This is a genomic window from Pediococcus stilesii (assembly GCF_001437075.1).
In the GTDB taxonomy this organism is placed as follows: Bacteria; Bacillota; Bacilli; order Lactobacillales; family Lactobacillaceae; genus Pediococcus; species Pediococcus stilesii.
This window is the reverse complement of the sequence record NZ_JQBX01000016.1, coordinates 1-12,781: the sequence shown is the minus strand read 5'-3', so window position 1 is coordinate 12,781 and position 12,781 is coordinate 1. Positions and strand designations below refer to the sequence as shown.

Here is a 12,781-nt window from a genome sequence, read left to right as displayed (position 1 = left end):
ATCAAAATTTACAAGAACTTATTTTGATGAAGCGTCACTTTTTGAAGAACTGTCCTTAGAGGAGCTTTCCTGCTTTGAATCACTTGTACTAGATTCATCTTTTGCCTTCGACGAACTTTCTGAACTCTTTTTGGAACTAGAAGAGCTTGACGCCTTCTTGTCAGGTGTTGACGGAGCCGTCGCCGGTCCCGGCCCACGATATCTTGGAGCAATGCTTGGCTGATTTGAACTAGAGCCTCCCCCATTATCAGGCGTCGTATCATCACTAAAGGCACTTTGATCGGCCACAATCCCGGCATTGTTAAAGCGCTGTAAAATAACCGCTTGGTCGTACAATGTTTCGTAGTAGTTCTTTTTAAACTCCGCGCTACTCAATAAGCTATCAATGGTTGCATTCGAACCATAGAAATTCCATGCGGCGTTCATCTTTTTAGCTTCTTCCAACTGCTTGTTAAATTTTTTAACATTTTTCTTAATTTTATCGATTAACGCAATTTTATCTTTTGCGCGCTCTTTTAACGTCTTAGAGCCTTTTTTATATTTGTCAACGCCCTGGTAGTCGATGCGAGCGCTCGTAAATTCATGGCTCTTAAACTCCGACTCCGCTCGGACAAATTTTTTAGTTTGTTCAAAAAGATCATTTGCGACCGGATCATATTTTTTCTTCGTCAACGCCCGTGAAAAATAATTTTCTGCTGCGGCATAATTGGACTGTTCGATCGCAGTTTGACCATTAACCACATTTCGACTGTATTGAAGTTGGTCTTCATGGTAATGGGCTACCGAATAGCCGCCCACAACCCCTGCTACCAAAAAAATCAGCACGGCCCAAATCCATCTTTTCATCGACTAACCTCCTGCAAAAGTATCTGTTTAATTATACCACGCGAACCAAATTTAACTTATCTTCAACGTTTTAAACCTAAGATTTTACATTTGAAATGTTCTTCAACTAACGTTATAACAGTTGTATACCTTAATTTGGAAAGGATTGGAAAAATGTTTGATAAACAATTTTATAAATCGTTTTTGAAGCGTTCATTTAACATCCCTGTTCGCGTCAATTACTGGGACGGAAGTACAGCCGTATACGGCGATGGTGATCCTCAAGTAACCATTACATTTAATAAACCCATTCCCATCAAAAGCATTGTTAAAAATGCTTCAATCGCGCTTGGTGAAGCATATATGGATGGTACGATTACAATTGAAGGTAGTTTACAACAGTTAATTACATCTGCTTATGAAAATGCGAATAGTTTTTTCCATAATAAAAAATTTATTCATTTTCTTCCAAAACAAGGCCACGGTGAACAAGAAAGCAAAGAAGATATTCAAGATCACTATGACATTGGCAATGACTTTTACAAACTCTGGCTAGACCCAACGATGACTTACTCCTGTGCCTACTTTGAAAATGAGCACGACGACCTTGAAACTGCTCAAATGAATAAAGTTCGTCATATTATTCGTAAGCTCAATCCGCAACGGGGAAAGACCCTTCTAGACATCGGCTGTGGCTGGGGGACACTAATGTTAACCGCAGCCAAAGAGTTCGATCTAAAAGTTGTTGGTGTAACCCTCAGTCAGGAACAATATGATTTCGTTCAGCAGCGAATTAATGATGAAGGCTTAGCTGGCGTTGCTGAAGTTCGCCTGCAAGACTATCGGGAACTTGGAGACGCCAAATTTGATTACATTACCAGCGTTGGAATGTTTGAACACGTCGGTAAAGAAAATCTTGGAATTTACTTTCAAAATGTGGCCAAATATCTTAAAAATGATGGTGTAGCCCTAATTCATGGTATCACCCGTCAACAAGGCGGCGCCAATAACGGTTGGCTTAACAAATGGATTTTTCCCGGTGGCTACGTTCCTGGATTAACCGAAAATATCGATCATATTATTGAAAGTGGTCTCCAAATTGATGACATGGAACCCCTTCGTCGTCACTATCAACGAACCACCGAAATTTGGGATTTGAATTTCAACAAGCATCGCGCGGAGATTCAATCAATGTTTGATGAACGCTTCGTTCGCATGTGGGATCTCTATCTGCAAGCTTCTGCTGCTTCATTTGAATCTGGAAATATCGATGTAATTCAATATCTACTCACCAAAGGAGCTAGCGGTCGGACCCTTCCAATGACCCGCAGTTATATGTACGAAAAAGAAAACAAAACAATTTAATTTAGACTGACAAAAAGGAGTTACGACGTCAATTGACGTTGTAACTCCTTTTTACAGCGGATATTGACCAAACTTAATGGCGTTATTATCCGCTTTTATTTTTTTAAATTATCATCGTTAAAATCATTACAGTTACTAGTCCAACAATTACGGACATCGCCATTGAACGTGTCCAATAAGCAATTAATATTACTACCAATCCGCCGATAATTAAGGCGAGATTTCCATTGGTAACTAGCGTATATTTGCTTGAAATAAAGATTCCCTTAACTACTAGTGCCGTAAACAAAGATATCGGCACATACTTCATCCAATCGTTAAACCAGTCCGGAATTTGACGTTTTGAAAAAAATAGTAGCGGTAAGTAACGTGGTGCAAATGCCACAAAGAAACCTAGAATAATAATCATGAGATGATCTAATGAACTGTACTCCATATACGATTTCTCCTACATAAATTAAAGAATATTTGACTCTTTTTTATCAATCTCTTCGATAATCGGACCGCCTTTACGAGATCCAATATCCTGTAGCAACGCGCTTGCTGGCCGCTTCTTAACTAATAATTCTTCCGTTAAAAAGCCGGTAAATGAAGCGATTAGTGTTGATGCTACAAGTCCCAAGGTACTCTTAGTAACAATTAAGCAAACCGCTGCTAGTACGCCAGAAAAAATACAAATTAGCAATGACAGACGTGATTTAACTTGCATCACAATCATATAAATAAATAATGCTGTCAAAGCAAAATCAACAACCGTTAAGTTGATACTTAAGACACTACCAATCAGTGAACCAATGATGTTTGATACTGACCAAAATAATAGTGACCAATGTTCAACTTGGCGGGCATCATTTGGTGTCCAGTTCTTATCCGTCGCAAACTTTAAGTAGTTCACGGCATAATTTTCATCATTTAAAGACAGTGCAAACGTAAAGATGGAAGTATGGCTCTCCCCCTGCAAATACTTTGAAAGGCTTGATCCGAGTAATGCGTACCGCAATTCCAAGAAAAATAGCATCAAAACAATTGTAAGAATCGGAGCGTTTACCGTTAACATTTGAGCAATCAAAAACTGAGCTCCACCGGAAAAGATCACCAACGAAACTAATCCAGTAAGAAGCGTATTGAAACCTGCAGCGTGCAATAAAATTCCACACGCTAACCCAATTGGTGTGTAACTTAAACAAAGCGGCCACGCTACCTTAAAAGTTTCTTTCCAGCGTGCCTCTGTTTTAACTCGTTTCAAAGTTCGTCCTCCAAGAAAACTAGATATTAAAAAGAATATATTAAATTTTTGCAAAGCATACGAACTAATTTTAACATGCTAAATAACTTTTTAATAGTAGACTGTAAAATATACTGTCTGAACCCTTCAGCACATTAACTGAACCAATCGGCAATCGTTCGCCCAACTTGAACCAAAATATTTGCCTTTTTTACGCTTTGCGTCGATGCTAAAGCGACTTTTAGTCCTGACTTAGATCCTTCCAAAAAATTGCTGTCATTTAAACTTAAATAGCCAGTGGCAACCGTTTCGCCCGCCGAAAATGGAGTCTGTTTTTTGTCATTTAATTCAATTTTATTGAGCGTTAATTTCGTGCTATCGTCCTTTTTGGCCCAGTAATCAAACGGTACCGAAAGCCTTAAGCCAACTTTTCCGTCTTCGGCTGAGTTCATTTTAACATTTGATTCATTTTTTAAGTCAGTTTTCTTTAAAACTAATCGTGACATCAGCGGATCCCATATCTTCTTGGTATCTTTAAAGCGCTGATCTTCTTTAGAACCCATAACGATGCTGATTACTCGTCGCTTGTTAATTAATCCCGTAGCGGCAAAATTTTCACCTGCTTTTTCAGAAGTCCCCGTCTTCAGGCCATCCAGCTGATACTTTTGATCGTACTGTTCTCCATCTTTCAGCATCTCATTATGATTAATCATCTCTAATTTTTCAGTTCCAGTATTAAAATCAGCGGACTGAACGCTGGTCACTTTTAAAATTTCTGGAAACTCTTTTAAGACATGTGTGACCACAATTGCCATATCTTTTGCTGACATCTCGTTTTCAACATTATCTGCCGTTTGAGGATATTTTTCCGTTCCAACCTGATTTTCTAGCAGTCCCGCAGCATTATAAAGTTTAGCATCATGAATTCCCCATTGTTCAACGGTGCTTCGCATTTTATTAACAAACTTTTCAGAGCTTCCCGCTTCCGTTTTTCCAAGCGCAAGAATTGCCGCATTGGCGGAATAAATCAGGGATGCGTCAAAAAGTTCTTTAACCGTATATTCTCGACTTGAATCTAAAGGAACGTTGGTTAAATCCTTATTCTCGCTCACTTCTTCAAGACTCTTATTGACGGAAACTTTTTGATTCCAGGTCATTTTTCCTTCTTTAACGCTTTTCATTATTAAATAAGCCGAAATCACTTTGGACATTGAAGCGATCGGCCGTACAGTTGACGAATCTTTATCATATAAAATTTGCCCCGTTTCTTGATCAACGGCGATCGCTGACTTTGCGGTAATATCTGCGGCCGTCGTTTCCACAAGTGGTTGTATCTGCGATTGTGAGGCAGCCAGTGCTGGCGTTAGCATCCCCATCATCAGTAGAAATGACATTATTGTGGTAAATATTTTTTTCATGTATTGGAAACCCCTTTTAAATAAAAAAAGGCCTGACAAATGCCATGGCCTCTATCCATCGAATTAATCGGATTATAGCTGAAATTCAGTGACTTTATTTTAATCACCGTAAAAACTCAATCGGTTAGTTTTTTCCTTGAGCAGTACTTTCAGGCTGGCGTAATGGTAATTGAATTACAAAACTCGTTCGCTTATCATTCGAATGAGCTTCAATAGTTCCATTATGCATTTCAACAATGCTTTGAGCAATAGCCAATCCTAGACCCGTCCCACCTGTTGCCTTCGAACGGGATGTTTCCACTCTATAAAAGCGGTCAAAAAGCTTGCCCAGAGCCTCAGATGGAACCTTTTGACCATCATTGGCAACCTCGAAAATAACCGTATCGTTAATTTGATGGGCATTTAAGTAGATGTTTTTCCCACCATTTCCGTACTTCAAAGCGTTGGTAATTAAATTATTAAACACCCGCCCAATTTTTTCAGCGTCCCCTGTAATCGTTAAATCCTGGGGAGTGCATTTGGACGTAATCTTAAAGCCCTTCTGACTCGCCTCTAGTTCAAAGCTCGCCGCCAATTGCTGTAGCATTGAATCCACATGAATCGTGTTAATTATCAGATGCGGATTGGACTGGCTAACTTTAGTGTATTCAAAGAGATCTTCGACCAAGGACTTCATCTGTAGAGATTTCAAATATGCCGTATGCGTGTATTTTAAGATGTCGTCTTCACTTTGATACTGACGATCCTCAATCAATCGTAAATAACCAATAATCGACGTTAACGGCGTTCGCAAATCATGGGATACATTTGTAATCAAATCGTCCTTAGACTGTTTGAGGGCCCGTTCTTCTTCCATTGAATTAATGACGCTATCCACCAGTGAATTAACGCTATCTACAACCCGTTGATGATCTCCGCTTAATTCAAACGGAATTCGATGATCAAAATGCCCATTGGCAATGTAATGCAATTCAGCAATGATGTGTCGAAGCTGCATTTGCTTGTACCGTCGTTCTAGCCGCCAGTAAAGTACCACGGCATCCACTAGGAACATGATCAAAATAAATATATTTTGATAGCTCCAAATTTGAATTCCACCAATGTGAATCGAATTCTTAACTAGGAAAACCGCGTTCGACAGCGCCGGGTTCGATTTTAATGCGCTATCAATTAATATAAAAATTGATAAATTAAGGAGCAGTAAAAGGATGATGGTAATAATACCTTCACCAAACAACTCGTATTTTTCGCGACCAGTTAACTTCATCGGCCTTCTCCTAATGTGCGACTACTTTATATCCGACACCCCAGACAGTTTCAATTACTTTTTCTCCGCCAGTTGCTTCTTCGATTTTATCGCGCAAATGGCTCACGTGAACCATTACCGTTTTAGCCGAAATCACGCTTTCTTGCTGCCAAACTCGCTCGAAAATTTCATCAGCTGAAAAAACACGGTTAGGATGGCTTGCTAATAAGTATAAAATCCCAAACTCCAGCGCTGTCAATTGCACTTCTTTGCCTGCCAACGTCTTAACTTCATGCGAATCACTGTTGATAACCAAAGATCCGATATCTAAGATTTCGGGTTCTTCAGCTGTCATTTCTTTTTCACTTCGTCTTAATAGCGATTTTACACGCGCCATTACTTCTAGCGGGTTAAATGGTTTTGCAACATAATCATCCGCTCCCGTCAAAAGTCCTTTGATTTTGTCCATGTCGTCCGTTTTTGCTGACAACATTAGAATTGGTAAGTCCGAATCCTTTCGAACTTCTCGAACGACCTGCATTCCATCCATTTCTGGCATCATAATATCCAAAATCATTAGGCTGATATCTGGATCCGTGTGCAATTTAGTCAAGGCTTCCTTACCGTTGTAGGCAGAAACTGGTTCATAGCCTTCATTTTTTATATAAATATCTAGTAATTCAACAATTTCTTTATCGTCATCAACAACTAAAATTTTCATTGGTTAAATTCCCCTTTTTTCACTGTCATTTTCTTATAGTCTAGCAAATTTTGGTTCATATCCCCGTGTATTTAGGCTTATTTTTAGCAATCTTTAAGAAAAAGACTCTAATTTGAGTAAGTCTTTTTTCATTTCACTACCGCCCCGATATTGTCCGATCGATCCGTCTTTTCGAACTACGCGATGACACGGTAAAACGATCATCAATGGATTCCGTGCCACTGCTGTTGCGACCGCACGAATGGCACGTTCTTGTCCCACCTTTTTAGCCAATTTCGAGTAGTTTATGGTCGTCCCACGCGGTATACCGCCTATTGCTAACCATACTTTTCGTTGAAGTTCCGTTCCCATTTGAATGTCAATTGGTATATCGAATTCTTTTCGTTCACCGTTTAAATATTCGGTAATTTCTTGAATTGCTTTTTGGTTAATTGATTGGTTTTGAACTAGCTCAGCTTCTGGATAAAACTGTTGAATTTCATCTAAATCATGGTTAGGCGCTCCGACAAAAAGTAATCCCTTTTTAGTCGAAAAGATATAATAATTTTCTCCACTAACGGTCATTTGTGCGTAATAGACTTTCATTATTTTTCCTCCAATGACTTTATAAGAATTAGTTTGCACTAAAAAAGAAATTTAGTAAACGAATTAGCCAAATCTCTTTTAAGTCTTATATTTATCATCATATTTAAAAAGAGATTTAACCAATAAATTTACTGGTTAAATCTCCTTTAAAATTAGGCGAATTTTGAAAGACAAGAGTCTTTCCTCGTATCCTTTAGTTGAACTCCAAAAGACAAGAGCTTCCGGTTTGCGACGCCCTGCACAACGCCTTACTGCGTAAGTCATTGCACCGGGCTAGGCAAATCCTCAACTCTTAACCGTCTTTCCTCGTATCCTTTACTTATGATAATTAGGCGCAATCTTGGTCATTTGAACGTCGTGTGGATGTGATTCCACCAAACCAGCGTTTGTGATTTGAATAAACTGAGCTTTTTCAGCCAGTTCGGGAACCGTTTCAGCACCAACGTAGCCCATTCCAGAGCGAAGTCCGCCTAGCATTTGGAAAATGATGGCTGCAACCGAGCCCTTGTAAGCAACTCGTGCTTCAATTCCTTCTGGAACCAATTTGTTGGCTTCGTTAACCCCACCTTGGAAATAACGATCAGCAGAGCCCTTTTCCATTGCTCCAACGGATCCCATTCCACGGTATGATTTGTACTTTTTGCCGGCTTCTTCAATAATTGAACCTGGTGTTTCATCCGTTCCAGATAACATACTTCCGAGCATTACGGCATTACCACCGGCAACCAAAGCCTTAACAATATCACCGGAAAACTTGATTCCACCATCAGCAATGATTTGTTTACCATATTCGCGTGCTACGCCAGCAGCATCGTAAATTGCCGTAATTTGTGGAACTCCAACCCCTGCAACAACTCGAGTTGTACAAATTGAACCAGGTCCGATTCCAACCTTAACAACATCAACACCAGCGTCAAAAAGCGCGCGCGTACCATCAGCGGTTGCAACATTTCCTGCGATTAAAGTCTGCTTTGGAAAATGCTGACGAATTTCAGCCACTTTCCGAAGCACACCAGCAGAATGTCCATGAGCCGTGTCAATAACAATTGCGTCAACGCCCGCTTCGATTAACCCTTCGGCACGTTCGAACGTATCACTTGTAACACCAACCGCAGCGGCAACCAAAAGTCGACCTTGGTCATCAACTGCAGCGCGCGGATTATCTTCCGGATTAACATCCGCATTTTTTACGATTGAAACTTCGGCAGCCTGTTGTTCAGCGCTCATATTTTTATGAATAACGCCTAAGCCACCTTGACGAGCCATTGAGATACCCATTGCAGATTCAGTAACTGTATCCATCCCTGCACTAATAATTGGAATATTAAGCTTTAAATTATCGGCCAATTTTGTTGATATATCAGCCTCGTTTGGTAATACATGGCTTTCGCCAGGAATTAATAAAACATCATCAAAAGTTAATCCTTGTTTCGTAAACTTGTTATCCCAATTGCTCATCATACTCTCCCTTTTCCCTAATCTAAAATAAGCCACCTACAATATGAAACTTTCGTCTAAGATACCACCGTCCGCCAAAAGCTGCAACTGCTAATATTGCATATCCGTAAATTGGGAGGGTTGGATTGATTGCATTTGGTAGCATTGCAAAGCTCATGTAGAAGACAATCCACAATAAAATTGCTACTACGGCAATTCCGGCCTGTTTCCACATCGATGGTCGTGTTTTTTGTTCTGGACCAAGCACCCGGTAGACATATGCCATTCCGATTCCACCAACAATTGAAGTTAATAGAATTGCTAAAATTCCTGATGGACCCGGTGTTGCTTTAATTGACGCTGGTTGAATTAACATCATAATTGCATACATCGCAGCAAACAACGCAGCAAAGATTAAAGCATTATCCAAGGCACGAATCCACATATTATTATTTTGAGCTTCTGCCTTAGCTTTCTTTGGTCCTTCAACAATCTCTTTTAATCTTTCAGTTGGCGTTCCAAAAAGTTGTTTAGCAGTTTTCCCAGTCTTCTGAGCCTCAAGCAGTCGTGTTTCGGTATCGATCAATGCTTCGCTGCGTTCTTGATCATTTAATTTACTTTCTTTAACTTCCTTGCGTAAACGGTACATAAAGTCAGCGTTTCGCTTGGTTAACTCTGTTTTTTTCGGTTTTTCAGCATGCTGGGTTTCATTAACCTGCTTTCCAGCGTTGCGTGGTTCTTCACTCATATTATTTGCTCCTCATTTGTTTGATATTAAACGTTGAAACGGAATTCGATGATGTCGCCATCTTGAACAAGATATTCTTTTCCTTCAAGACGAAGCCGGCCTGCTTCTCGTACACCTTGCATGCTTCCGTATCGATCAAGGTCTTCAAACGAGACCGTTTCAGCGCGAATAAAGCCCCGTTCAAAATCGGAATGAATGACTCCCGCCGTCTGTGGAGCCGTCATCCCCTTTTTAAAGGTCCATGCACGAGTTTCTTTTCCACCCGCAGTGAAAAATGTTTGTAAACCTAACAGGTGATAAGAAGCGCGAATCAAGCGATTTAATCCAGGCTCTGTGATCCCTTCAGCTTCCAAGAAATCAGCTTTATCTTCATCATCAAGCTCAGCAATTTCCTGTTCTGTTTCAGCGGAAATCCCTAAAACTTCAGCTTCAGGATCTTCTTGAGCGACGTACTCTTGAATTTCTTTAAAGTATTTTGAATTTTCTGGATCAGACATGTCATCTTCGCCAATATTGGCAACGTAGAGAACCGGCTTCGTTGTTAGCAAGAACAAGCTCTTAACGATGGGGAGCTCTGCATCATCAAAATCGATTGTTCGCGCAGCCTTCCCTGCTTCAAGAACCGGATGAAGCTTTTGAAGCACAGCCAGCTCAGCAACGGCTTCTTTGTCACGACCTTTAGCTGCACGTTGAACTTTAGATAGTCGCTTTTCAACGCTTTCAAGATCAGCTAAACTTAGCTCCAGATTAATCGTCTCGATATCTTCAATTGGATCAACTTTTCCTGAAACCGTCGTAATATTGTCGTCATCAAATGCTCGGACAACATGCACAATCGCATCAACTTGCCGAATATTTTCAAGGAATTTATTTCCAAGTCCTTCACCTTTACTTGCTCCCTTAACAATTCCAGCAATATCTGTAAACTCAAAAGTTGTATGAACGATTTTTTTAGCGGGAATAATTTCCTGAATTCGATCTAATCGATCATCCGGAACTTCCACCATCCCGACGTTTGGATCAATTGTAGCGAAGGGATAATTTGCCATTTCGGCTCCTGCCTTCGTGATTGCGTTAAATAACGTTGACTTACCGACATTTGGAAGTCCAACAATACCAGCTGTTAATGCCATTTTAATTACACTTTCCTTTCAAAATGCGTGTTCTTCTCTATATGTTATCAAAAAATGAGACCATATAACAGGCTCGTTCAATCCTAAAATCTCGTTTAAGCTATGGACACTGATCCTATTCTCCTCTATTCTGTTAGTAATAATTTTAGAAAGGAATTTTTTATGCGATTAATTTTAAGTTGGGTCATCGTCATGATCACCATTCTCCTCAGTGCCTTTATTTTCCCGGCAACTTGGCCCTTATCAACCACGATACTATTACAAGATGTGATCGTACTTCTAATTGCAATTTTGATTAATCATTTTGTCATTAAAGAAAGAATTGGTCTAGATTTTAAATCTGGTTTGTCAAACGCCATTGTTTTAAATATACCAACCTGGTTTATTCTAACGAGCGCCGTAACCCTCGCTTTAGATCCTAGGTATCAAAAAAACTTAGTTCTAGCTCTAAGCGTTGCTATCAGCGCCGCCGTTTTTGAAGAGTACTTTTTTAGGGGGATGTTGCTTCCCTATGCTATCCGACATTTTAATAACCAACATGCCATCCTAATTGGTGTGATTGTTTCGAGCGTTTTATTTGGGTTTAGCCACATGCTTAACCTAGGCGAGCAACCACTTGAACCAACGCTAATTCAGGGTGCTTCCGCCTTTTTAATCGGTTTATTTATGGCTGCAATCTACCTTCGAACACATAATTTAATATGGCCAATTTTATTTCATTTTACAAATGATTTTGGCTCCGTTATTTCTTCGGGAACGGCCGTCTATACGAGCTACTTAAACCCCGTACGTTTACTTGGAACTCTAATTTTGTTTGGTGGTCTGTCAGCATTTTATTTACGAAAAGATCGCCAAAAACAAATCAAAGAACGCTTTAACTTTTAATTAAAAATCCGTGATACAAAAAAAAGACAGCATCCGCGCAAAATCATATTTGCATCGATGCTGTCTTTTCCATACTAATTTTTACAATCTATTTTCTATCTATACCATTGTGATGTTCCGTTTGCGGTAGTTAATGTTAAATGTCCATCACTCACTCTTTGGACGGTATATTGAACAGTAGTCCCACCACTGTAATAGTTTTCAGTTCCCTTTAGTACGTATGTGTGGTTCCCCAAAGCTTTATACTGAACACTATTCAAAATTTGAGGATCATTGACGGTTAATGTTGAACCATTACCTGCCATATTCCAATGTCCCGTAAAGTATCCCAGTTTAGCTTGCCAGCTCCCTTGTAGTTCCATCGGGATCCCACTTACGAATTCACTATTTGTGTTTGTATTCGTATTAGTGTTCGTGGTATTTGACTGATTTGTTTGTGTTCCATTGTTTGATTGGTTGTTTGTGCTATTAGTAGCCGGAGCTTGATAGCCAATAAAATTGAAGTTAATATCAAACTTGTATCCTGAACTCAATTTAACCGCTAACACATCGGTCTTTGTCAACTGTCCAACTTGACTTCCATTCAAGTTAAAAGTAACGGTTCCTGCTTCTGCAGCTGTTTTGGTTGCAATTGCTTGGCCAAGGTTGTTTTTGAGGACAACCGTTGAACCCTTTCTAATATTTGTTACGGAAACAGAGTTACTTGTTGTAGTTACGTATGAATATTTTTCGTTAGTTTTATTAGAAGTTGAAGTCGAAGGCTTTACTACCGGTGCCTTTCCATTTGGATCAACTTTAATTGTTGAATGGCCATAAAAATGGAAGTTAATATTATACTTGTATCCTGAGCTTAACTTAACTGCTAACACATTTGTACTAGTCAATTGGTCAACCTGAGCTTTACTCAATTTAAAGTTAATTGTTCCAGCTTTGCTAGCTTGGGCCGTTGCAATCGCTTGATTTTGATTGTTAAGTAAGGTAATCGTTGAACCCTTTCTAATATTTGTTACAGAAACAGAGTTGTTTGTCGTTGTTACATATGAATAACTCGTTGTCTTCGCAGAAACCGGTGTGGTAGTTGCAACTTGTGATAATGGTGCAATAATTCCTAAACTCATAGCCGCTGTGGCGATAACAAAACCTTTTTTCATGATAAAGCCCCCCAGGGAATGAGGTATACCCAAAAAGTTAAA

13 protein-coding genes are annotated in these 12,781 nt (G+C 39.6%); 2 read left to right on the top strand and 11 right to left on the bottom strand.

Annotated elements, in window-relative coordinates; genetic code table 11:
• Positions 1–18 precede the first annotated feature (18 nt).
• Complete coding sequence (locus IV81_RS07310; RefSeq protein ID WP_057803784.1) at positions 19–846, bottom strand: hypothetical protein; 828 nt, start codon at positions 844–846, stop codon at positions 19–21.
• A gap of 153 nt (positions 847–999) precedes the next feature.
• Here IV81_RS07310 and IV81_RS07305 point away from each other — a divergent pair, with 153 nt between their 5' ends.
• Positions 1,000–2,190, top strand: coding sequence for an SAM-dependent methyltransferase (locus IV81_RS07305; protein ID WP_057803782.1), 1,191 nt, complete (start codon positions 1,000–1,002; stop codon positions 2,188–2,190).
• Between the two features lie 103 nt (positions 2,191–2,293).
• On the opposite strand, the gene IV81_RS07300 is transcribed toward IV81_RS07305, so the two are convergent.
• The 9 genes from IV81_RS07300 to ychF form a co-directional block, all read right to left on the bottom strand.
• The gene (locus tag IV81_RS07300; protein WP_057803780.1) at positions 2,294–2,626 is read right to left on the bottom strand and encodes an AzlD domain-containing protein; all 333 of its coding nucleotides are present in this window, start codon (positions 2,624–2,626) and stop codon (positions 2,294–2,296) included.
• Between the two features lie 21 nt (positions 2,627–2,647).
• Positions 2,648–3,436 carry an AzlC family ABC transporter permease gene (locus IV81_RS07295; RefSeq protein ID WP_057803778.1) on the bottom strand — a complete coding sequence of 263 codons (789 nt, stop codon included), beginning with the start codon at positions 3,434–3,436 and terminating at the stop codon, positions 2,648–2,650.
• A gap of 134 nt (positions 3,437–3,570) precedes the next feature.
• Positions 3,571–4,833 (bottom strand): D-alanyl-D-alanine carboxypeptidase family protein, encoded by a 1,263-nt coding sequence (locus tag IV81_RS07290; RefSeq protein WP_057803776.1) that lies wholly within the window; start codon positions 4,831–4,833, stop codon positions 3,571–3,573.
• Between the two features lie 124 nt (positions 4,834–4,957).
• Positions 4,958–6,100, bottom strand: a complete 1,143-nt coding sequence (locus IV81_RS07285; protein WP_057803775.1) for a sensor histidine kinase — start codon at positions 6,098–6,100, stop codon at positions 4,958–4,960.
• Between the two features lie 10 nt (positions 6,101–6,110).
• Complete coding sequence (croR, locus tag IV81_RS07280) at positions 6,111–6,800, bottom strand: response regulator transcription factor CroR (protein WP_057803773.1); 690 nt, start codon at positions 6,798–6,800, stop codon at positions 6,111–6,113.
• Between the two features lie 93 nt (positions 6,801–6,893).
• Entirely contained in the window at positions 6,894–7,385 is a 492-nt protein-coding gene (locus IV81_RS07275) for a methylated-DNA--[protein]-cysteine S-methyltransferase (RefSeq protein ID WP_057803771.1), read from the bottom strand.
• A gap of 315 nt (positions 7,386–7,700) precedes the next feature.
• On the bottom strand, positions 7,701–8,843 hold the full coding sequence (gene guaB / locus IV81_RS07270; RefSeq protein WP_057803768.1) for an IMP dehydrogenase: 1,143 nt from the start codon (positions 8,841–8,843) through the stop codon (positions 7,701–7,703).
• A gap of 22 nt (positions 8,844–8,865) precedes the next feature.
• On the bottom strand, positions 8,866–9,570 hold the full coding sequence (locus IV81_RS07265; protein ID WP_057803766.1) for a DUF1129 domain-containing protein: 705 nt from the start codon (positions 9,568–9,570) through the stop codon (positions 8,866–8,868).
• A gap of 26 nt (positions 9,571–9,596) precedes the next feature.
• On the bottom strand, positions 9,597–10,703 hold the full coding sequence (gene ychF, locus IV81_RS07260; RefSeq protein WP_057803764.1) for a redox-regulated ATPase YchF: 1,107 nt from the start codon (positions 10,701–10,703) through the stop codon (positions 9,597–9,599).
• A gap of 162 nt (positions 10,704–10,865) precedes the next feature.
• Between ychF and IV81_RS07255 the strand changes: the two genes are divergently transcribed.
• Complete coding sequence (locus tag IV81_RS07255; protein WP_057803762.1) at positions 10,866–11,588, top strand: CPBP family intramembrane glutamic endopeptidase; 723 nt, start codon at positions 10,866–10,868, stop codon at positions 11,586–11,588.
• Between the two features lie 95 nt (positions 11,589–11,683).
• Here IV81_RS07255 and IV81_RS09555 read toward each other — a convergent pair whose 3' ends face one another.
• Positions 11,684–12,739 carry a hypothetical protein gene (locus IV81_RS09555; RefSeq protein WP_236696850.1) on the bottom strand — a complete coding sequence of 352 codons (1,056 nt, stop codon included), beginning with the start codon at positions 12,737–12,739 and terminating at the stop codon, positions 11,684–11,686.
• Positions 12,740–12,781: the final 42 nt, after the last annotated feature.